Origin of the sequence: Bacteroides sp. MSK.20.82, assembly GCF_019052485.1 — a bacterium.
GTDB classification, from domain to species: domain Bacteria; phylum Bacteroidota; class Bacteroidia; order Bacteroidales; family Bacteroidaceae; genus Bacteroides; species Bacteroides thetaiotaomicron.
In genome coordinates this window covers 116,965-141,167 of the sequence record NZ_JAHQUN010000005.1, presented here as the reverse complement: position 1 = coordinate 141,167, position 24,203 = coordinate 116,965, and the positions used below count along the sequence as shown (strand labels likewise).

The window sequence follows — 24,203 nt, the reverse complement described above, 5'->3', positions numbered from 1 at the left end:
CTAATTATTTATTCGACAGCTAATCGACGAATAGCACGATTCTCTGAGTCGCCGATATACATTACATCGTCGTTATCAATACAAATTCCCAATGGCTTTTTGAATTGAGCATCTTCTGCACTACCATTTACATAACCTGAATTTTGGGGTTTTCCTGCTAATGTAGATACATAACCTGTACTCATTGTTATCTTACGAATACAGTGATTTTCGGTATCAGTCAAAATTATATTACCTTCTGAATCGACACACATCTGTCCAGGTTTATTAAACATAGCTTGTCCTATTGGTCCATCCAAATATCCACTTTTACCTTCTTGACCAGCCCAACATGCACATTCTTTAGTACGTAAATCATATTTATAAATACAATGCTTATCATTATTTGAGAAATAAAAAACATTCTCATCTTGAGGATCGAAAACAAGTCCATAAGCACTACCATCCTTGGTTCCAACCAAATCCCCATTCGTTAGATTCTCTCCTCTAGCATTCTCTACATCAATCCGTACCAGATTTCCACCTAACATTCTTGAATACATTTTTCCATCTGGTCCCATTGTAAAATTACACTTGGCTGCCCATACTCCAAATCCTTCAATATTTGGAAAATTTGGATCATCCCATGAAATAGAACTTATAGCTGTAGTTGGTGCATAATCCGTCTTAGGGTCAAAATAATAAACTTCATGACTATCTCTATTAGCCCAGAATTGATAGACAATATCATCCTTACTGTTATACCCCAAAACAGGAGAGTTAAACAACGCATTAATATCTGACTTTAGAGATATTAATTTATCAGCCTCCTCATTTAACATAAATGCAGCAAACTTTCCATCATTATCTACTAAAAAGAAAACATTTTTATCCTGATCTACACAAATACACCTATCAATATTTGCTCTAAATTGTGCTTCAGATAGTGGTATAGTTCCTGTTGGATTCACCTGTGCCGATGTACTTCCTCCCACTAACGTAGTCACAGTAGTCTGGATATAATAATCAAATGTCTGCTTGTACTCCTCTATTTGTTCATGTACTTGTACTTTAACCACACATTCTGGGTCCTCTATTGTAGATGCACGTTTAGGAGCCAATACCAACATTCTATCATCCTTCACAGAAATGACAGAAGCCTCTTTATCATTGAAAAAGACCTTCACATTTTCCTTACTATCCCCAAAATTCGATCCATTAAGAATAACTTGAGTTGCAAGTTTTCCTTCGGGCGGATAAAAATCAGTCAACACAATCGGCTTATTCGGATCATAGCCCGAAGTTGACTCTTCATCATCTTTACAAGACGAAAAGCAGCAGCCTACAGCCAAGCAGACAAGCCACTGCCATTTAAAACATTTTTGTAATAAGTTTCTCATAGAAAATACCGTTTTTAAGAATTTATATAATAATAATGATCATAATTTTACTTTCGTTATTTTATGTTTCTTTCTCATACTTTTTGCTACTATTAATAGTAAGACGACTAGAATAATACTAACCACTAAGTAATATTCATTTATTTTTTTATATTCTATAACATATAAGAAGAAAAAACGAAAACTATTTCCTGTATTTATCAATGGTCTCTTGTATACCTACAGGAAAACCAAAAAAGTTAGAAGAAATCTTATACATTGAAGGGCAATTATCGTTTTCTAGAGATAAGTCGTTCCATTCTTTCCACAAATCATCAAATGCAGTAATATATTTATCCATCTCTATCCGGTTAAAAGACTTTTTTGTTGTATCTGCCACATAACCGCATAGCATAATCTGCCACGAAACAGCAAAAAGCTCATATTTAATGCGTCCATACGAACAGGAAATACGAATAAAATGATTCAATTCTTCTGAGGGAAAATGTAGTTTTTGAGATATCAGTTCTATTTCCTTCCAAATACGAACAGCTTCTTCCTTTTCTTTCAGATAAGCATTTACTTGATTTCTTTCAATCATACGATCAAAATAACTCTTTTGATATACATCTCCCGTTATGGTGTCATCACGTGTCCAATTAACATAAGTATCTCCCATAGTACTATATTGCCCTTTTATCACTCCATCTTCTGATAATAGGCAAAGTCGACGGAACATCTCCCATTCTGACTCGGGAAGCCCTTTTGCTTTTACAAAATCATATAGTATTTCTTTTTCTGTTTTCAAAGGATTACTAGCCCAATGTGAGATGACATAAGCATTTAATTCGATCCAAAACTCATTCTTGATATAAGGACCTCCCCAGCCACCGCCACGTGACCAAGTCCAAACACCCTTAAATAAGGGATTATCTTTCACTTGGTTTAAACAATACGGCTTCTTTATACCAGGTTTCTTAAATTCTTCAAAACCATCAATTACTCCTTTAGCGATATAATTGGGATGTGCTCCCTTTCCTTCATACTCACGTTGACATTGCACTTCAACTACTTGTTGATGTTTACCAATACCTATACAAGGATTAAAAGGAACACCATATTGTCCTGATTCTTCCAACCAATATTTATCCATTATATTATAATTCATATCAGGATCAGTAATTGTTGATCTCCAAAAATCCGTCATGGTATGCTTGATAGAGAAATAAAGATTTGGATGTGGTTCTATACTGTCTGTAACGGACAAATAATATTTAGGGATCGAATGCAATTGCCCCATATCCCATGTACGATAAAACAACTTCTTATTACGTCTTTCACAAACCTCTTCCCGTAACAAATTAATTAACGTAATATGATCATACATACCATTTTGTACTGGATGATTGCCTACATAATAAGGAGCATCGTGCAGGTAAGTTTCTCCAGTACGAATCACTAATCCATCCAATTGTGGAAACGTTTCAAACATTTCCTTCATCAATTCACGAATACAAAGCTGAGTGTAAGGTTTCGATATATCAAGTTTTCCTTGTTCGTTAGTAAGTTCTGTTCTATGTTTTTCTACCAGCAAAGAAGGAAGTACTAACATATCAAGCATACAGTATACTTGAAGGTCTTCCTTTTTTGCTGCATCATATTTTTTATGTATTATTTCTGCTTTTTCTGCCACCCAACGTCCGGCTTCAGTCGTATCCGGGAATAAAGAAGGATCAAAACTCTTCCAATCAATTCCAAACTGTGCAGCCTCAAACAAGAAAAAAACTTTTGCTCCATATTCATTTTTTTTCAAAAAAGAAGGATCGAGAAACTTCGATTCCGTCATAGCCTCACCCGGATTATGGTGTACCATATCCATTACAACATATTTCTGTCGTACACAACTAGTTAACAATAGATTAACAGCACAACATAATAAAAAAACAAAATAAATATATCGCCTCATGTGTCGTTTTATAGTATGATTTTTCTTCTAGTTAGCAAATGCATTTTCCAATTTAGGAGCTTTTTTACCTGTAATAGCTTTATATATATGCTCCGCCAATATAAGCGAACCGCTCTTATTCAAATGTACATTATCCCATACATAGCAAGTTGAATCAACTTTATGTTCTAATGGGCTATACAGATCTACCAATTTCAGATGAAACTTCCTAGCTACTTTCTTTTGTATCGGATAAATTTCATCTTTTATTATTTCATTACGGATCCCATATAAATTATTACTTGCCGGAATACAACGACATATAATAATTTTTGGTTTAGATCCACACTTCTGAAAAGTGCTGATCATATACTCTAAATCAGTTTCAAATTCATCCTTATATTTCCAGTTCTCCGGCTTGGAATCATTTGTACCAAGTTTAATAATTACAACGTTCGGTTGAAATTTCTGTGCATTGATAAATGCATCGGTACTCATATAAGGATGATCACCTTTTCGCAATAAAGTATGGCCCCACTTTCCAAAATTGCCAACTTCATATTGATTTCCAAGCATACGAGCCAAAGGAGTCGGATAATTGTCAGCCCCTTCAGTTATACTATTGCCAATGCATGCTATTTTAATTTTATCCTGCGCTACACCGCAAACAGGTATAAGCATCAGAAATGCGAAAACTAATATTCGAACTATTTTCGTCATATGATTTTGTATTCTAGTCATTATTTTTCTGTTTTTAACTGAAAACAAAACCTTTTTACCTTTAAAAAACAGTCTACCTATCTTGACCTACGGTATTTTACAAGCTCCCTCCGGCTGTAGTAAGAGCAATGAGGAGCAAATTTTAACCGGAGGATAAACTTGAAAACCAATCAAACACCAATCCTAACCTTTTACCTAAATTAAACCCATAAAAAACAATGTTTATATTAAGAACGAGTAAGCAAGCAAATACCACTAAAAAGAAATAAAAAAATATCTATAAATTTTAATTCATACGATAAAAGGACTTGATCTTCAAAGCCTATTTTGTTAAGAATCACTTTACTTACGCTCAATATTGAGTAAATATTCTAGAAACAAATCGCATAACCTCTGGTAATTCCATCCGCCAATAAGTCCACGAATGACTGCCGTCTTTCATACGAAATTCATGACCAACCTGATGCTGTAACAACGTGTTATGTAAAAGACAGTTCGTTACCGATAAGAAATCATCATCACCACAACTGATATACCAACGAATCCATTTGATACGGTCTAGCTTTTCTTTCGGAGATTTCTCCAAGATAGTTTGTATATCCATTTGCCCGAGAACTTCCGCTTTTTTTTCTTCTGACACCTTCGATAAATCTGATTGACTCTTCATCTGATCGAATGTCCATGCCCCTCCAACAGCACTTAACGGAGCAGCAGCAACAAACATCTCCGGATAATGAAGAGCATAAAACAACGCTCCACCACCTCCCATAGACAAACCGGAGATAGCACGATAACGACTTTCAGCACGCACTCTATACGTTTTCTCGATATGCGGAATCAATTCTTGAAAAAAGAAGTCCTCATAATTATATGTTCCATCCAACAAGTTAAAATAACCTTTATGAACCGTGTCAGCATCTGGCATAACAATAATCATCGGAGCTGATTTACCCTCAGCAATCGCTTTATCTGCAATATACTGAACCTGCCCAAATTGCACCCATCCCGTATAATTATCTCCTAGTCCATGAAGCAAATACAATACCGGATAACTACCATCTCCTTCGTCATAGCCTGCTGGCAAATAAATGGAGTAACTACGTTCCATTCCCAGAATCTTACTTTTTACGGTACGTGTCTCATACACTTTCCCTTGCTGGGCAAAAGCCGTAGCAACCAGACATATCGCTAAAAGCGCTGATAATAAATGTTTTTTCATACGTATCTATTATTTCATGTAAATATAATATTTAAAATTACCTGCTTTTAATTGAATCATTTTCTTTTCTATGCGAATATTCTTCCCATCCATCATACAGGACACAGCCTCATCGGGAATACAGAGTGTAGCAGTAACCCCAACTGGAATATCCACTTGAAGATTCATAATATTATCTGTCAATTCCCAGTCAACAGCAATCACACCATATGGAGTATCTTTTGTCATCTTAGCCCAAGTCACACCTTTCGGTATTTGAGGATCAATAAATACATGTTGATAACCGGGTACCGATTCATCTATTCTAAGTCCCCCTATTGCTTGATAAAACCAGGTTCCGATTCCGTTATAGCAATTATGCACCCTACTCCGTTCACCACTCCAATACTCCCAAGTCGCTGTAGCACCATTATCTATCATATACAGATAACTTGGATAATCACGTTTCTTCAACATTTGATATAAAAAGTCAACTTCCCTGTTACGAATAGCCCACTCTGTCAAAATTGGGACACCTACCAACCCTACAGCAATATGACCTTTGTGCTGCTTTTCAGTATCAGTCATCATCTTTCTTTTCACATCATCGTACAAAGAATCCGGTACAGCTCCTACAAGCATTGGATAACACATATCCAACTGTGAACCTGTAGAATAGATACCTTTACCCGGATGATAAAACTTTTGATGAATCAACTCATTTAGATTCTTCCTGCGCATAGCAAACTTCTCTGCCTCCTCTTTTTCCCCAAGCATCAGAGCTATTTTTTCCATTGTCCCCAAACATTCACTGATAAAACAATTATTTACCAGATCAACAGAAGATTGTGCTCCTGCATCTACTCCTATCGGTGCAAGCCAGTCACCAAGAAACCAATCCCGATATTGAGTATCAGGCCAGCGTTTCAGCAATCCATCCACCGTATATTTATCCACATATGAGAACCATTCTTTCATTTTCGGATAATAGTTCTTTATTAATCTCGGATCATTGTAATTCACATACGTTCGCCATGGCGCCTGTACAATAAATCCACACCAATACGGACCACCGCCACCTGCACCGGGATTAGGACCTACATGGGCCAGACTTCCCCCTTCGCGCATTGAATCTCCCCATGTTTGTATCCAGTTTGTGAAAGTCGGTGCTACGTCATACATTGTTTGCAAACTCATTGTAGACGAATTTCCATCGCCACCATAGCCTGCCCGCTCCAAATGCGGACAGTCGACCATATATCCGCTAAATGTCAGACACTTCATAGTATATTGAATCATATTATGAATGGCGTTCAAGTCAGCATCCGAACATTCGAAAGTCGCAGTCTGCCGATAATCGCCATAAATCTGGAGAGATTTTATCCATTCAGTTTTCGGTCTTGCCGGAAGGTTGGAGATACGGACATAACGATAAGCATGATGATTGAATTTATTCCTAAAATATTCTCCCCTCCGTCCACCTGCAATATAGACATCACTTTCACCTTGTTTGTCAAATTCTCCTTCTTTAGTCAGGTTATCGCTATATTCCATCGTGACCTCATGTCCCGCAGATAACATCGGCATCTTCATTTCAAACCATCCGGTCTGTATTCTTCCCATATCTACCAACCAGGTATCTTCACTAAGTTTCCTGATAGAAACAGGTTGCAACGTTTGATGTATCTTGTTAGCTTCACACATTTGAGGTGAAACAATGTGTCTTGGTACATTTACTTCCACCACAGGATACCATTTCATTTTATCTAGAGAATAAGTTGAAAAATCTGTCGGCACTATTCTCCCATCCACCCTTTCACCACCAAATTGTAAAGCACACCAATTACCTGTATCCGAATAGCCACTTTCTCGTCCCCTCCAAGAAGTGTCAGTTGCAGTCAATACTTCCCATTTTCCATTTCTCAGCATATTCAGTTCCGCTTTTACCAACGGACCGTCATAAGCAGCACCAAAAGTAGTTTTCTTATACCACCCTTGTCCAAGCCATATCAGCAGGTCATTCTCTCCTTCTTTCAAATAAGAAGATACGTCATAAGTGACCATTAACGAACGTTTATTCAGTTGAGAGACTGCAGGGGTAAGAACATTCTCCGTAACCTTCTTTCCATTGACATATACTTCATGATATCCCAGCGAATTCACATACAGAAAAGTCGTTGCCAGTTCACCTATTTGCACTTTTTTACGAAGTAAAGGAGCACAAACCTTACCTCCTTCCGGTGATGAACCGATATAGACACCGTGTATCTGTTCCTTATTCAAAAGACCAACAGAAAAACGCGCCACCGGACTCCATTGGGAAACATGCCTTTTCCGATCCCAGGCACGTACCCTCCAGTAGCATAAAGAACGCGAAGCCAAAGGTAAGCCTTGATAAGGCACCATCACAGAAACATCAGACTTCAACTTTCCCGATTTCCATAAGTCAGCCTTCCCCCCAATTAATAGAAGACTATCTGACGCTACCTGAATTTCGTAAAAAGCTTGTCCATCCACCACCCCATCTCCTTTCAACTTCCAACTCAAATGGGGAGTAACGTTGTCAATCCCTAAAGGATCAACCATATTCTCACATTTTAACTCCACTAAAGAAAAAGAGACCTTGTTTTCTTTCCCATGTACAATCTTTGGCAAACACCAAAGACAACACATTATTCCTATGCCTAGTAACAGTTTTTTATTCTTCATAAATAAGTTTCTGCGAATATTACAGCTATGAATCATCACCCCAACACTCTTACAATGGATAATGCATTACTCAACCTATCTTTGTCAACTTGACTTTATGAGTAGTCGGCTTATTCATTTTATAAATTGTATCAACGATGGTCTTCATATATCTACTCCATACTTCGCGTATCTCTGGATACATCGCTTTGGTATACCACTCATAACTCATCCTCAGAAAACCATCTTTAGGTAAATACTCCCTAAGTTTATTTATAGCCTTCTCGTTATCAGCAAACAGCAGACCTTCCTTTTTCAAGAACGAATATTCTGTCCACAAATATTCTCTGAAACGTTTTTCTACTTCAAAACGTTCTTCATTCAGATACATGATTTTCATGGCTTGCTGGTATTGGGGTGTATTGGGATAATCGGCCAGATTGATACCATCTTCCAACTGTCCAGATGAAACATTATCGATAAACAATCCATCTATTGTCAGCCGATAATGTCCTTTTTCTAAATTAGTCACCTGCAAACGCTCTTGATTAAATTCCTTCATAAACGGTATTAAATCCATAGCATCACGTTGTGACCTTTTATTTCCCCAACCATGTCTTGGAATAGAATCCAAAGGATAAGGAAGTGAATTTGCCAAATAATCAAAACTTAAACCACCAGCTTCTTTCTTTAGTTTGGAGACCTTACAATTCCTATGACTTAATAGATTCCTGTTATTTGCATCAATTGAAATATCCGAAACTTCGACTCCAGCCAGTCCCTGCGCCTTTAAAAATAAATAAGCCATCACCATCTGTCCATCATTATCAGGATGGATTCTATCTACTCTACAAAAAGTGAATGTCGAATCTTTCTTTTGCTCTTCCAGACTTATTTGTACCATCGGCTGATTAAAATCCACAAATCCCCATCCATTTTTCTTAGCCGCCTTACGCTGGGCATCAATTATCTTTAAAATAGCATCATTTTTATGAAGAAAAAGTAAACTGTTCAATTTCGTAGTTTCATCATAAGGTGATCCACCTATCAGCACTTTGGTGATTTTATTCTCTGCCAGCAAGCGCTTCTCTATTTCCCGAAAACTTTCCAAAGATTTTTCAATCCGTTGCTCCGACAACTCCTTAGCATTCTCTTTCCAGAAAATATCATACCCTGTGTCATTCATACCAAAAGTCAGAGTTACATAAGTCGGTTTCCTGTCAAAAACATCGTAGTCCAACCGATCTTTAATATCCCATGCACTCTCACCGCCAATTCCGGCATTCATTATTGTAATCGGTTTATTTGGAAAACGAGTCATATAATATAACCACACAAACGAATGATAATGTCCACCATGGGTTATACTATTTCCAACAAAGACTACCCGTTCTCCTTTTTTAAAGGGTGGAATTGATTGTGCGTACAAGCTATTAGAATAAACACAGATTAGAAATAGCAGGAAAAAGACCTTTACGTTTATTTTACTATTCATTTGATTATACACTTTATTACAAATTTAATTATTTATCTTTCAAAACATTCTCTTTTCCAACTTTGAATAAAAAAGAATCTTATTAAAAAAGACGATTCAAGTTTGCTTAACCACTAAAATAAATGTTTAATTTTTCAAGTAACTCCCACTAAGAAAAAAACAGTTTTTTATTGTCACTTGTCACTTTTTAAAGATAAACGACTATCAATCAAGCAAGTAATGGTGATAATAGCAGGTGATAATAAGGGTGATAATAGAATTTTATAAGTTTCTATTGTCACCCCTATCCCACTACAAATCAAGTATGCTCACTTATTTATTCAACCCTAAATCCTTATTTTCTTCATTCTGTTCATACACAGGACTATTTATCATGGTACAAATAAAACAAATGTCGGTAACATTAATATATGAAGAAGGCAAGACTAATAAACTTTGTCAGTAACATTTCCTTGTTTCACGTACGTGAAGCGTTCGGTCTACGTACGTGAGCTTATGGGCTCACGTATGTGAAGCGATAGGACCACGTATGTGAAACGAACTGTTGTTAGTTCCAAAAGATATTAAGCAAGTACACATAATAGATTAATAAACTGTTCATTGTCTATTAAATCAAGCAGGTTATTCAAGAAAGAAAGTTCACTTTCTACTCCTCCTGAATATATCAGGCACAATATAGAGGGAAATTAAAAAAAACACCAGAAGACAGGACAGGTAATGTCTTCTGGTGTTCAAATTAAAAAGGTGACCCTTAGTTTTCTACGTATATCATATATCCAACTTCTTTTGTTCAGCCTTACCATATTGTTTTAGCAAAACACTGACTCCTCCTTTCAGCATTTCCGGTTCCGCCTCAACAGAAATAGTCCGTTCTTCACCCGGCATCAAAGTTATATAATTATCAGACATGATAACAGGAAGGATTCTTTCTTGTGTAGCCGTATTCACCAATCTTATCCGGTTAGCACAAGCAACAGTTTTCGAATGATTCTTTACCGACAATTTCATCTTCCCTTCGGATAACATTGACTTATCAACTAATTTGCACGACAGTTCTGCTTCCGGCAATGTATTCAAAGCTGTATAGTCAAGATCTGTCACGCCGTTTCTCCAATAGAAATTATCTGAAATCAAATTACCATTTGCGTCAGTCAGTTCTAACCGGATGAAATGGAGCGGAGTCAGTTCCTCAACATTCTTTTGTTTCTTACCATATATTTCAAATTCATACAGTGAATATCCAAAGTCTGTGGCACGGCTAACTCCTGCCATTTTCACATAGCGTGCAGTAACCGGAGAAAGTTTTATCTCATCTGTACTGCCTTGTCCATCTTTGTTTGTATAGACTGTTTTCCATTTCCTCGCATCATTCGACACTTGGATCTCGTACTCTTTGGCACGTGCCGTTTCCCATTTCAACACAACATGCTCTATTTTTTCTTTCTTACCCAAGTCAACATAAATCCATTGAGAGTCACTCGCATCACTTTCCCAACGACTGCCTGCCCCTCCGTCAGCTACTAAAGAAGCCGATCTGGATGGTGATGATGAAGAAGCTATCACATTCTTGCCAAAAGCCAAATTGTACGGATTGAAGTTTAACGTGAACGCTTCTGCAATGTTACTTGCCGGTACATCCATCTGTTTTGTACGTCCATATGCCGCAACCTCTTTTCCGTTCAGGTTGTAGATGGTCGCTTTGGCATAAGCACCTTTCAAGTCTTTGGTAGTAGTATTTACAGCTTTTATACTGTTATTAGATGAGTTCCACTGAAGATGAAGATGTTCGCAAGCCTTCTTTGCTCCCCAATAAGCTCCGGTAGGATCATAATAATAATCGTACGTCTGCCACACGAATGATGGATATGCCGGGTGACTCATCCAGATCAAAAGCCCTGCCGCATCATTCCACATCTTATCATTCCATGCTTCATACATCCCTTTCATTACTTCAATATTCAGCAACTGAGCTTTCTCACAGAACTCTTCCAGACTCGAAGATTCTCCGAATTGCGTATTCACTGATTTCTTATAATTGATAGGATTGGCATTGTACGCTTCTTTGCCGAAGAAGTGCTTATTCCAAACGTTATCATCATCATCTTTCAATTGTTCATCAGTAGGCAGAGGCCACCATGACTCCTGAGGAATAAACAATTTCACACTTTCAAATGTCGGGAAAGTAGCCGTTCCTATTTCAGTACGCATACCATAACCATGATCTATACCATACGGATAAGCAGGTTTATTGAATGCCAGATTACTGCCCGAAGTCTCAAAATGGTGCTTAGGGGGCTGATTTCCCCACCATCCGCTTCCGGATAAACCATCTTGATTGGAACAAGATTTATACATTCGATCGTTTTTATCTTCCTGAGCTATCATTTCACGCAAATAATTATCCAAATCGGGTGCCGGATGTGTTTCATTAGCACCACACCAGATAGCTATAGAAGGATGATTCCTTAAACGTCTCACTTTATCAAGAGCATTTGCTTTGAATGCTTCCGGCTCAGCTACATCATTATAAGCGACATACAGCCAAAAATCATTCCACACCATGATTCCATACTTATCGCAATAATCATAGAATTCATCATCAGTCACACAACCTGTCCACAAACGGATCATGTTGTAGTTCATATCTTTATGCAACTTGATTTTCGTTTCGTACTCTTTGCCATGACAACGAAGCAAATACTCGCTCATACCCCAGTTTCCACCTTTCAGATAAATCTTCTGCCCATTGATAAAGAATGTAAGGACCGGGTAATTCACTACGTTGTTGATCATCTTATACTCATACTTCTTGATACCAAAAGTAATATCCTTTTCATCCGATATTTTTCCATCTACCGAACAAGTCAGTTTACAGGTATAAAGATTCGGTTCTCCATAGCCGTTAGGCCACCAAAGTTTCGGGTTACGAATGACTAATGCAGCAAAATCGCTCTTATCCACCGACAACTGTACTGTTTCTTTTCCTTCCACCCGAATGTTCTTGGAGAAAGTAATATTTCCCGGCTGAATAACACCGGAAACTTCCACTTCTTTCGGAGCAGAAGAAACGTTCTTGATTCCTGTAGAGAAAGATAGTTCTGCTTGTTGCAAAGTCGGCAATTCCGAGCGAATCCACGGATCTTCCATCACAGCATCACCTGTAATAGCCAGATAAGCATTTCCTGTAATTCCGGCAAGACGTCCCGGCACATACGGCATCCAATCCCAACCGGCACCTGCCAGATAGCTGGGACTACAAGCAACACCATACGGATCTTTTCCTTTACGAGTCTTTTTCTGATCAGGATCAGTAATCAGAACCGCAACCGCATTCTTTCCTGATCTCTTAATCAGATGTGTCACATCAAATTTAGAACGCAACATATGTCCGCTCACATCTTTAGTGGATGTCTTCGTTCCCGATATTTTTTCTCCATTAAAATAGAAATCTGCGAAACGGTTGGTATTATCAAAATGAAGCCAAACACGCTTACCTGCTGAATAAGATGCCGGAAGTTCAAACTCCGTACGATACCAGAAAGGACGGTTATAAAACGTCTCATCTACTTTATATATATTATCAGCGTAATTAGGATCGGGAACGATTCCAGCTTCAACATATGCTGTAAAAACAGCTCCGGGAACTACGCCTTTTACATAGTCCGGCATTTTAAAACCGGGGGTAGAGATTTGTTCTCCCCCTATATTATTCAAATCTGCCTGCGGTTTGACTTCCCATACTATCTTAGGATTGGAACTGTTCAGTGACATGGTAGAAGTCTGAGCATGCCCTATTCCATTCAGTACAAACAAACTTGATGCTAGTAAAAGAAGTCTAAACTTATTCATCATAATATTCAGTTATTTAAATGTTAGATAAAACACCCCATTCTGTATTGGGCTTATCGCCCATAAATAATTCCAATGTTCCTCCTGCTGCGATTTCAGCAAAGTCAAGGTAACATTTATTGTACTCCTTGCCATTCAGCAAAGCTTTTTGTATATATAGATTATTTGTGTTGTTGTTGTGAGCAATAATTGTAAATACTTTCCCTTGATGATATTTTGAGTCCAGATTAAATTCTACCTTGTCAAAAACAGGACTGGTTATTTCCATGCGGGTGTTACCGGGACAGGAAGGATGAATGCCGGAAGCAGCCAATATATACCAGGCCGACATCTGTCCTACATCTTCATTGCCCACAATCCCTTCTACTTTGTTCGCATAAGCATTTTTACAAATATATCGTGTCCACTTCTGTGTATACCAAGGTACATCCAACTGATTAAAAAGGAAAGGAACAAAATGTACCGGTTCATTAGCATGATTATAATAATCATTCCATAACATATCAGAAGGAGTGTGGTCAAATAAATTAGTCAGATTAGCTATAACCTCTTCCTTGCCTCCCATCAGTTCAACCATTCCCGGAACATCGTGCGGCACAAACCAGCCTTGCTGATACGCATTCGACTCAATGCAACCATACCATTCTTCGGTCAGTGCATTCTCCGGCCATGCTTTCCATGATCCATCTGCATTTCGGGGACGGAACCAGCCTTTTTCCGCATCAAACATGTTACGATAGGCTTTCCCTTTTTCATAAAAGCGCTTTGCATCTTCTTCTTTCCCCAACGCCTTTGCCAATTGAGCCACGCACCAGTCTGCATAGGCATATTCCAGCGTATATGAAATACTCAACGGTTCAGGAGTATATCCCAACGAATCATTCCCAAACTTAGCTGACGTGTTGACTGCATATTGATATGCTTTTTCTACATCATACGTGCGAATTCCTTTCATATAAGCATCTGCCAGCACCGACAGTGCAGGATTACCTATCATACAGCCAGAATAAGAATTCAGAAGTTCCCAACGTTCATAATATTCCCGTCTGCTCTGATCTGCCATCGTTATCAGCGAATTCAACGCATCACTCACCAAACGCGGATTAATCATCGCCTGTAAAGGGAACTGGCTACGGAAAACATCCCAACCACTAAATATAGTACGCTTGGTAAATGTACCGTCCTGTTCATGTACCTTTTTATCTCCGCCAATATATCGCCCATCAACATCTGTATAGATTCGAGGGTCAATCATCGTATGATATAATGATGTATAAAAAACAGTTTTTTCGTCATCAGTTCCACCGGATATCCGTATACGGCTAAGTTCTTTATTCCACAAATCACTCGCTTCCTGTTTTACTTGAGCAAAGTTTTTAGAAGCAATCTCCTGTTTAAAGTTATTAGCTGCTCCTTCCATATCGACAAAGGAAATGCCTACTTTCATCTCAACCTGTTCTCCCTCTTTTGTGGGAAATTCTGTGAAGAAGCCAAGGTGCTTTCCTTCCAGTTCTTTCTTATCTTTAATGACCGGAGCTTGTGATATACGTGTCAGATAGGGAATACTTACCACTTCATCACGCTTCCGAACCCATTCATCGGGAATATCCGCACTCCAAAAGCCATAATTACTCAATGGTTTACTAAATTGTGCATAATAATAAACTGTGTAATCGGAATTTCCCTCACCATTTCCCCATCCACCACCATCAGGTGTACACTTCATCCAGCCTTGAATGGTATAATCATCCAATACTTTCACATATTGCGAAGTAGAAGTCCCCCCCACTCTACGTGCCAGGTCTATCTGAATACGAGATTGTTCATTCGAAGGAAAAGTAAATTGCAATATTCCACAATGAGGTGTCGCACTGCTCTCTACTTTAATCTTATAATCAGTCAGTTCTACCGAATAATATCCCGCTTTAGCTGTTTCGGTAGCTTTATCATAAGAAGAACGATACCCTTTTATACTACCATCTTCTTTACCCGCTATTTTTTGCAGTTCGCCCGTTGTAGGCATCACCAGGAAATTTCCTAAATCCCCAAACCAGCCCACTCCACTCATCTGAGTAAAGGCAAAGCCTTCAATGGTTTTGTGTTCATCACTATAACCGGAACTATTATCACCTCCGGTTATAGTATTGGGACTTACTTGTACCATACCGTAAGGAGTAGTAGCGCCAGGAAATGTCTTACCTAATCCATGATAAACACCGGCAGCTCCTACACTGGTACTAGCTCCTATAAAAGGATTTACATAATCAGTCGGAATTAAATCTTCTGTTACTACTCCTGCTGAAGAACAAGCAGTCAGCCACAAAAAAGAGCAAGCTATTAAAATATTAGCGCTAGCTTTATACATAAAAATATTACAGTTTACTATTATTAGAATATGTTCAATTCAAGTTCAAAGCAAATGTCTTTAGACCGAAACGAGGCATAGAAATACTAATTTCAGATTTTCCGGTACGTGTTTTTATTGTCTTTCTATCTATAACTCTACCATTCAGATCTACTTCTTCTATACTAGACAGCGGCATATCAAAAGTAATATTATGCTGCTTCCTGTCACCTTCCGCATTAAACAATCGCAAGATTATTTTTCCATCTTTTATATTGGCTGCACTCACCTGATAACCGGTATTTTTTAAGTCTACCAGTGACCTTGACTCCAATTTTGCAAATGAATGATAGGAACATAACAATGGTTCATTCCAACAATCGCTCTTCGTGGCTATAGCAGCCTTGTCCCATTTGCCACGATGAGGAACAATAGCATATTTCATTTTCAACGGTCCCGTGATCTTATAGTCAGGTCCCCAAAGCCCATTACCAGAATATTGGGCAGTCAGTCCTAACGGATAATCTTTTCCGTGTGAATAGGAAGTAGTATGGTCTGCGAATAAAGCCAATGCATAATCTCCTTCCTGTTCTGCCAAATCAACCCAATGAAGAATAATGTTATGCTTAATCTGATCCCAACTATTGAAAAAAGTATCATCTAACTTACTTTCACAAACATCAAACGGCGCATTTTTATAAATACGAGGAGAATGAAGATTTACAGGGAAAAGTACACTTAACTTAAATCTGTCATCACAATAAGCTCTGCGATTATCCCGCCAACTATTTTCTTTATATTCTCCAATACCTACATTTTTCTTCCAATTAATAGTAAGGTCAAAATCGATACGCTTCTCCCCTTGAGCAATGCTTATAATCTGTACAAAAGGATGTGAAGCTATTTTCCCTTCCAGTTTTACCTTTGTCTCTTGTATATTACTTCGCAAAACCGTCAGCTTAGCCGGAGCTTCTGTAGAAGAGCGAAACTTGCCTTCGTCATAAAAATAGCCTCTCAATTCACCTATAGAATATTCACCCGATTGTTTGGCAAATTCTTTGTTTTCTTCTTTTTTTGCTACAAGGCTTTTAATAATTCCTCCCTTCGACAAGTCAAAAACAATTTTATACATATCATTTTCAACCACATATTCTCCTTCATTTATAATCTTTTCGCTTCCTGAAACCGTTCTTTTACCTGTCTTTACTTGTTTAATACGATATGTGGAGTAACCAAAGGGAGGAACATCTGCTTCAAACAACAATCTTATTTTTCCACCTTCTTTTCCTATTGAATAATCAACTTTTTTATTTCTATAATCATTGACTTCCAAATCAAAGTCTGCATATTCCTGAGGGAGTTCAACAGTTACCAGTTCTTTTCTTTTTGTTCCCAATGTATTATAAACACGTACAAATCCCTGGGCTTTTTCAGTATTAATAGTATCGTTATCAAAACTGAATATAGAAGCAGCTGTAATTTTATCAGCCACAGTATTTGTCTCATCTGTCCATCGCTTTATTTGATCCGCCCAGGTTCCAAATTTATTTAGGCCATTGTAAGGTACGATCCAAGAATCATGATGTTGCGCAAGCATCAAAGTACGCCATGCTTCATCCAAATCTTCCTGAACACAAGTGTACCCATTGGCAAGATGAGCAATAACAGACATCTTCTCTGCTATTATTATTTTATTCTCAGAAGTACGTACTTCTTGAGCAATTCTCTGCAACACTTGGCTTCCCCACATTAAGTTTACACGCATATCTTCCTGCGAGAAATGCCAGTCATCATTCGTTTTACCAATGGAAATATTTTCAAAATAATCTTTCCACGTCACATAAACTGAATTACTTTTTGTATTCTTTCCACTTCCTAACCATGGACCATTTTTCCATCCGGCATCTTGGAAACACATTCCCACAGGATGTTCAATCCCTGCATCACGACAAGCATTCAGATAAGATTCTTCATTACACCAAGCAGTTGTCTGCCAAGTAGAATTCTCTTCCAATTTCTCGCAAGCATAGCGAGGAACAGTAAGAATGGGAGTTCCATCCGGGCCTACCCAATTGACCAATTCGCCGCCATAAGCGTTAGTGTATCCTCCCCAACAAGTATTCGGGCATTTGAGTACGGCATACTTAAAACCAAATAACTTCAATATCTGAGGCAAACAACTTGTGAAACAGGGTTCTTCCACAGAATAAGTGGTAAAAGTCACTCCCGGAAAATGTTTATTTATCTTAGCAATACCATATTGAAACTGACGTATAATGCTTTCGCCCGATATATTATAACAATAAGGCTGAGCATAAGTAGGATTTGTAAACTCTACCTGCTTAGTTACTACTACGTTTTTTAATTGTCGATAGGCTCCGGGAGTCTGTATTTGCACCGTATCCCATGTTTCAGGCTCTATTTCCAGACAAATTCGCCAATCCGGATGCTTGGATAACTGGTCGACAATAAACTGAGTTTTCCACTTCACCGGATAATGCCCGTATATCCCTCCATGATATCCATCAACAAAATAAGCTTGTTGCGAATGAGCATGCGTACATATAAAGACGACTAGTAATATGATGTTATTAAGTCTATTCATGGTATTTTTAAGCCTTTTTATTTTCGCTATTCTCTATCCGACTCATAAATTCAGATAGTTTTTGCTTAGCAAGTTCTTTATCATCTTTAGGGAACGACCAATCCACAAGAGCAACAACACTCTGATACTCAATAAATTCCTCGCGCATTTCCCCATTATTCTTCACATTCAGAAGGAAGACTTCCTTTTCTTCTGAAGTCAATTCACCTGCAAAATATTTATTTAAATTAGTTCCCATTATTCGTTCCTTTTTACAAAAGAACGATTATCCCAGTAAATACCCCTAAAAAAATATCAATAAAATTATTAAAACTCATGCTGCAAGGCAAATATTTAGTTTTACCCTTAACTTTTTGAGTGCTATCCCCATCTGACATTCTACAGTATTTACTGAAATACCCAAACGTTCTGAGATTTCTCTATATTTTAACCCTTCGACACGACTTAATAAAAATATGTCACGACATTTTCGAGGCAGACTATTGATTGCGTTACGAACGAGCATTTCCGTTTCATTTCCTTCCGAGATATCAGACACATCAAACCTATTTAAAGATTGTAATTTCAAGGACATTTCTATTTCGAAAGAGGTTTGGACTGATTCAATATATTTCTGTTCAAACATTTTATGTTTCAAATGATCCAAGCATCTATTCTTTATTAATCTGAAAAGATACGCGTTCATATTTTCAATGCGATCCATAGAATCACGTTTCGCCCATAAGTCGGTAAACACATCTTGTGTTATGTTTTCTGCATCCTCTTCCAGTATTACAAATTCTTTTGCAAACCGAACCAGTTTTGAATAATAAGTAAGATACAATTCTGAAAAATCCATAGCTGTGTTTCTTTAGATTAGTATTCAGTTATCAAAAATCTTGTGATGCAAATATAGAGATGAAAAAAGCCTACTCCTTATTGGAAGTAGGCTATAAAGTAGACGTTTTTGAACATCTTTTCTAGATAATACATTAGTATTCAACGCATTAACAAACAACCATTTTAAGGTTTTGGTAAACCAAATAGAATCATTTTTGGGACAAAGAACCAAGCTTTTTCACCTCTTCTTCGAAGATATTTCCATCCAATAAAGACATTCTCTTCACTTTACTCTTATAATTATAGATCGTTTGTACCGAGTAATGCAAAAAAACAGCAATTTGCGAAACATCTGTAATCCCCATTCGCATCAAAGCAAAAATACGCAATTCTGTATTCAACTGGTCTTTATCCAGTTTATAATAATCTTCCGGTTTCAACAATGAATTAAACTCTTCGACAAAATTAGGATACAATTTTAAGAACGCCTTATCAAAATTGGTATATAATCCTTCCAATTCTTTTTCGAAAGGACGAGAAGAAGATTTGTATAAATCATCAACTTGTCCGGTTTTTATTTTTCGATTTACATTTTTCCTATATTCATCCAGTTTATTAATGTAAACGGCACACTGGTTCATGAAATAGCCTACATATCTTTCTTTTATTAAATTAGCCTCATCCAAATTCTTGTTCAATGCAACTAACTCTTCATTCATAACATTGAGATTCTTCTTTGCACGGGAAACAATCTTAGTCTGTTTATAAGTAAAATACAAAGTGATAGCAAGAGCCACAACAAACAAACTAGTGAGCAAAATATAAAAACGAAGATTCTGCTTTTGCTTTTCCAGCCTATATAAATAAGTATTTTCTATAATAGGATGAATACGAGCTATTACCGTATTCTTAAAACGGGAATTATAGAAGATAGCATCACTCAGTGCTACTTTAATATAATTATAAGATCTATCGATATCTCCTTTATGGTATAAATTCACGGCTAAAGTCAACAAAGCCTCATTTTCTTTCACTGCCAGTTTTATATCGGTCATAGCAGCTAATATAAGATACTTTTCTTCCAATTCATGCTCTCCGACCAGCCGATATGCTCTTGATAGCCCCATAGACATCATTGCAAACCCATGAGTTCCTGGTTTTTCCTTTTGATAAATTTTAGTCAGTATCTTAAGTGCTTCTTTTGTATTGCCCTGATCCTGAAGCTTTATAGCTCTTTCTTTCGAATATTCTTCCGATGCATCATACAAGATACTCATAACTGTATCTCGATACGCTTCTTTTTCAACCAAATATTCACTGGCAAACCGAGCATCATCTGTATATTTAATCAAATTTTCATAATACCGAATACGATTCCAACAATACAAAGCCTGTAAATGACTAGGTAAATCCGAACAATTGATTGATTTGAAAATATCATTAGCTTGAATAAACAACCCCGATAAGGAATAAACAAAAGCCAGTTGCAGCCTTCCTTCCAGCAAATAGGTTTTATTATCCAGTTTCTTAGCGATCTCAATATTCTCATTAATGTACTGTTCCGCAGAATCGCAGACAAACGTTTCGTATTGATGGAGAATCTCGGAATTCAGACGATACATATCGTCCAAGGTCTTTTGTTCCTTCTTTTTTGCTTTCAGCTCTTTGATAGTAGCTTCCTTCTTTTCTGTATACACAAGACGCTCAGAAATCACTTTATCTAAAACTTTCAATAGAGAATCATTCTCGTTATTTGCATAAAGATTCAACAAAGACCCCAGTAGGATTGTTATAAAGCAAAGTGTGTGTTTCATATCAATGTGTTATATACAATTTGCAAAAAAATGAATTTTCTTTGGGTAATTCGTCAAAAAGAACGTAAATCGTTCTTTTTATTACATCTTTTAACCAAATAAGAACGGATATATACCATAAAAGAAGAAGATTCTCCAGAGTAGCACTGAAATAAAAACGGACTTGAAATAAAGCAAGTTAAAAAATACTTTTTTGTAACCCCGACTTTGCAAAAAACATGAATATTAATCCTATATTTGCAGCCGTTAAAAGAGAAAGATGAAACAAAGCTTAAAATACGGACTATTTCTGGTACTTGCTTTGCTGATCCATGTTGTTTCCAATGAAGCAATGGAAGATAACTGCAGAGTATCCCCCCCGACATATCGCCAGGAGAAGTGCTACGTATCTCAGGATCATCCTGTTCATAATGCTCTTGAACGTCTTCATTATTTCTATTCTACCCAGTCTTGTGATATGAGTCATGCGGATGTTGCACACATCCCTACAGATAAAAGCGTGCAATTGCTGATTACTTATTTCCGTGAATACAAAAGCCAGCAAAACACGTCTCAGACTCATTCACTCCATATTCCCAAGTACTTTTACGATCCTATTACATATTATATATATGGTTTAAGGAAGATCGTCATTTAGACGGTACAATCCATTATCTTATTCGTCAATTCATTACAGTTGGTTTCATCCGGGTGTGGAGAAACTAATTGTTTATTTCTATATAATATTCAATCTAAACAGCTATTGAAATTATGAATTTTACATTTTTAGTTGTTGTTTTACTGACAGCGCTCGCTTTTGTCGGTGTAGTAATAGCCCTTTCACGAGCTATTTCACCACGTTCGTACAATGTACAAAAGTTTGAAGCTTATGAATGTGGTATACCAACGCGTGGTAAATCATGGATGCAGTTCCGTGTAGGTTACTACCTGTTTGCCATCCTGTTCCTGATGTTCGACGTGGAAACAGCTTTTCTGTTCCCTTGGGCAGTAGTAATGCATGACATGGGACCTCAGGGGCTCGTTAGTATTCTCTTCTTCTTTATTATTTTGGTTCTGGGCCTTGCTTATGCCTGGAGGAAAGGAGCTTTGGAATGGAAATAACCAAAAAACCGAAAATAAAATCAATTCCGTATGATGAGTTCATCGACAATGAGTCATTGGAAAAGTTGGTCAAGGAACTTAATGCCGGAGGAGCGAACGTTTTTCTTGGGGTTCTGGACGACCTTGTCAACTGGGGACGCAGCAATTCACTGTGGCCGCTTACTTTCGCAACCAGCTGTTGCGGCATCGAATTCATGGCACTGGGTGCCGCGCGTTATGATATGGCCCGCTTCGGGTTCGAAGTAGCACGTGCCAGTCCGCGCCAAGCTGATATGATCATGGTCTGCGGAACAATCACCAACAAGATGGCACCGGTACTGAAACGTTTGTACGATCAGATGCCCGATCCGAAATATGTAGTTGCCGTAGGCGGATGTGCTGTCAGCGGAGGGCCTTTCAAGAAGTCTTATCATGTGCTGAATGGAGTAGATAAGATTCTTCCGGTCGATGTATATATCCCCGGATGTCCGCCCCGCCCGGAAGCTTTCTATTACGGCATGATGCAACTACAACGCAAAGTGAAAATAGAGAAATTCTTTGGTGGAACGAACAGAAAAGAGAAGAAACCGGAATTTATGAAATGAAGAATGAGGAACGAAGAATTATGCAAGAAATACAATTTATAGTCCCTGCAGCGTTACACGACGAAATGCTGCGCTTGCGAAATGAAAAACAGATGGACTTCCTTGAAAGCCTCACTGGTATGGACTGGGGAGTAGCAGACGAAAAAGACGCACCGGAGAAACTCCGTGGTTTAGGCGTTGTCTACCATCTGGAATCGACTGTTACGGGAGAACGGATAGCACTGAAAACAGCCGTTACCGACCGTGAACGACCGGAAATTCCGTCAGTCAGCGATATATGGAAAATAGCCGACTTCTACGAACGTGAAGTGTTCGACTACTATGGCATTGTTTTCGTAGGGCATCCCGATATGCGCCGCCTTTACTTACGTAATGACTGGGTAGGATACCCCATGCGTAAAGATAATGATCCGGAGAAAGATAATCCGCTTTGTATGACTAACGAAGAGACGTTCGATACAACACAGGAAATAGAACTTAATCCGGACGGAACGATTAAAAACAGAGAAATGAAACTCTTTGGAGAAGAAGAGTATGTAGTCAACATTGGCCCGCAACACCCTGCAACTCACGGTGTAATGCGCTTCCGCGTTTCTCTTGAAGGTGAAATTATTCGTAAGATCGATGCTAACTGCGGTTATATCCATCGGGGTATCGAGAAAATGAACGAGAGTCTTACATATCCGCAGACATTGGCATTGACTGACCGCCTCGACTATCTGGGCGCACATCAGAACCGTCACGCTTTGTGTATGTGCATCGAGAAAGCGATGGGCATCGAAGTGAGTGACCGTGTCAAATACATTCGTACAATTATGGATGAGCTGCAACGTATCGACTCTCACTTACTGTTCTACTCCGCCCTCGCCATGGACCTTGGAGCACTGACTGCTTTCTTCTACGGATTCCGTGACCGTGAAAAAATTCTCGATATTTTTGAAGAGACTTGCGGCGGACGTCTGATCATGAACTACAATACCATCGGCGGTGTACAGGCCGACCTTCATCCTAACTTCGTCAAGCGGGTAAAAGAATTTATCCCTTATATGAGAGGTATCATTCACGAATACCACGACATATTTACCGGCAACATTATCGCTCAGAGCCGTATGAAGGGCGTCGGAGTGTTAAGCCGTGAAGATGCAATCTCATTCGGTTGCACCGGGGGTACAGGCCGTGCTTCGGGCTGGGCTTGCGATGTACGTAAGCGGATACCGTACGGTGTATATGACAAGGTAGACTTCCAGGAAATTGTTTATACGGAAGGAGACTGTTTCGCCCGTTATCTGGTACGTATGGACGAAATCATGGAGAGTCTGAAGATTATAGAGCAGTTGATAGACAACATTCCCGAAGGCCCGTATCAGGAAAAGATGAAACCGATCATCCGCGTTCCCGAAGGCAGTTATTATGCCGCCGTAGAAGGAAGCCGCGGAGAATTCGGAGTCTTTCTCGAAAGTCAGGGTGACAAGATGCCTTATCGCCTGCACTATCGTGCTACGGGATTGCCACTTGTTGCTGCAATCGACACGATTTGCCGCGGAGCGAAAATTGCCGACTTGATTGCCATCGGAGGAACACTGGACTATGTAGTTCCGGACATCGACCGATAAACAAGAGATAAACAAGTATTAAGTATAAGGTATTAAGTATTAACCGACTATACAATACGCTATATGCCGC

The 24,203-nt window shown here is 38.3% G+C and carries 16 protein-coding genes; 4 read left to right on the top strand and 12 right to left on the bottom strand.

The window, feature by feature from the left end:
• Positions 1 to 8 precede the first annotated feature (8 nt).
• The 12 genes from KTR07_RS07660 to KTR07_RS07605 all read right to left on the bottom strand — a co-directional run bounded on the left by KTR07_RS07660 (position 9) and on the right by KTR07_RS07605 (position 20,835).
• Positions 9 to 1,379, bottom strand: a complete 1,371-nt coding sequence (locus tag KTR07_RS07660; RefSeq protein ID WP_008760962.1) for an IPT/TIG domain-containing protein — start codon at positions 1,377 to 1,379, stop codon at positions 9 to 11.
• A gap of 184 nt (positions 1,380 to 1,563) precedes the next feature.
• Positions 1,564 to 3,324 carry a hypothetical protein gene (locus KTR07_RS07655; protein WP_048695098.1) on the bottom strand — a complete coding sequence of 587 codons (1,761 nt, stop codon included), beginning with the start codon at positions 3,322 to 3,324 and terminating at the stop codon, positions 1,564 to 1,566.
• Between the two features lie 27 nt (positions 3,325 to 3,351).
• A complete protein-coding gene (locus KTR07_RS07650) occupies positions 3,352 to 4,044 on the bottom strand; it encodes a GDSL-type esterase/lipase family protein (protein ID WP_011109094.1) in 693 nt (230 codons plus the stop codon).
• A 331-nt stretch (positions 4,045 to 4,375) separates the two neighbouring features.
• Entirely contained in the window at positions 4,376 to 5,242 is an 867-nt protein-coding gene (locus KTR07_RS07645) for an esterase family protein (protein WP_117981313.1), read from the bottom strand.
• Between the two features lie 9 nt (positions 5,243 to 5,251).
• Positions 5,252 to 7,930: a glycoside hydrolase family 78 protein gene (locus KTR07_RS07640; RefSeq protein WP_117981312.1), complete on the bottom strand. Its 2,679-nt coding sequence runs from the start codon at positions 7,928 to 7,930 to the stop codon at positions 5,252 to 5,254.
• A 70-nt stretch (positions 7,931 to 8,000) separates the two neighbouring features.
• Complete coding sequence (locus KTR07_RS07635) at positions 8,001 to 9,404, bottom strand: SGNH/GDSL hydrolase family protein (RefSeq protein WP_217315306.1); 1,404 nt, start codon at positions 9,402 to 9,404, stop codon at positions 8,001 to 8,003.
• Positions 9,405 to 10,172: 768 nt separating this feature from the next.
• Positions 10,173 to 13,256, bottom strand: coding sequence for a discoidin domain-containing protein (locus KTR07_RS07630; protein ID WP_117981310.1), 3,084 nt, complete (start codon positions 13,254 to 13,256; stop codon positions 10,173 to 10,175).
• 13 nt (positions 13,257 to 13,269) lie between these two features.
• Positions 13,270 to 15,618 carry a GH92 family glycosyl hydrolase gene (locus KTR07_RS07625; protein WP_055298754.1) on the bottom strand — a complete coding sequence of 783 codons (2,349 nt, stop codon included), beginning with the start codon at positions 15,616 to 15,618 and terminating at the stop codon, positions 13,270 to 13,272.
• A gap of 34 nt (positions 15,619 to 15,652) precedes the next feature.
• Complete coding sequence (locus KTR07_RS07620; protein WP_008760956.1) at positions 15,653 to 18,202, bottom strand: glycoside hydrolase family 38 C-terminal domain-containing protein; 2,550 nt, start codon at positions 18,200 to 18,202, stop codon at positions 15,653 to 15,655.
• 7 nt (positions 18,203 to 18,209) lie between these two features.
• A complete protein-coding gene (locus KTR07_RS07615; RefSeq protein ID WP_008760955.1) occupies positions 18,210 to 18,440 on the bottom strand; it encodes a hypothetical protein in 231 nt (76 codons plus the stop codon).
• Between the two features lie 75 nt (positions 18,441 to 18,515).
• Positions 18,516 to 19,040 carry an RNA polymerase sigma-70 factor gene (locus KTR07_RS07610; protein ID WP_008760954.1) on the bottom strand — a complete coding sequence of 175 codons (525 nt, stop codon included), beginning with the start codon at positions 19,038 to 19,040 and terminating at the stop codon, positions 18,516 to 18,518.
• A gap of 190 nt (positions 19,041 to 19,230) precedes the next feature.
• On the bottom strand, positions 19,231 to 20,835 hold the full coding sequence (locus tag KTR07_RS07605) for a DUF6377 domain-containing protein (RefSeq protein ID WP_016269509.1): 1,605 nt from the start codon (positions 20,833 to 20,835) through the stop codon (positions 19,231 to 19,233).
• A gap of 259 nt (positions 20,836 to 21,094) precedes the next feature.
• On the opposite strand from KTR07_RS07605, the gene KTR07_RS07600 reads away from it, so the two are divergent.
• The 4 genes from KTR07_RS07600 (at position 21,095) to KTR07_RS07585 (ending at position 24,133) form a co-directional block, all read left to right on the top strand.
• Positions 21,095 to 21,472, top strand: a complete 378-nt coding sequence (locus tag KTR07_RS07600) for a hypothetical protein (protein WP_008760953.1) — start codon at positions 21,095 to 21,097, stop codon at positions 21,470 to 21,472.
• 113 nt (positions 21,473 to 21,585) lie between these two features.
• Positions 21,586 to 21,936: an NADH-quinone oxidoreductase subunit A gene (locus KTR07_RS07595; protein ID WP_008760952.1), complete on the top strand. Its 351-nt coding sequence runs from the start codon at positions 21,586 to 21,588 to the stop codon at positions 21,934 to 21,936.
• Complete coding sequence (locus KTR07_RS07590; protein WP_008760951.1) at positions 21,927 to 22,520, top strand: NADH-quinone oxidoreductase subunit B; 594 nt, start codon at positions 21,927 to 21,929, stop codon at positions 22,518 to 22,520. The genes KTR07_RS07595 and KTR07_RS07590 overlap by 10 nt, the downstream gene beginning before the upstream one ends.
• Before the next feature lie 20 nt (positions 22,521 to 22,540).
• The gene (locus KTR07_RS07585) at positions 22,541 to 24,133 is read left to right on the top strand and encodes an NADH-quinone oxidoreductase subunit D (protein WP_048695113.1); all 1,593 of its coding nucleotides are present in this window, start codon (positions 22,541 to 22,543) and stop codon (positions 24,131 to 24,133) included.
• Positions 24,134 to 24,203 lie beyond the last annotated feature (70 nt).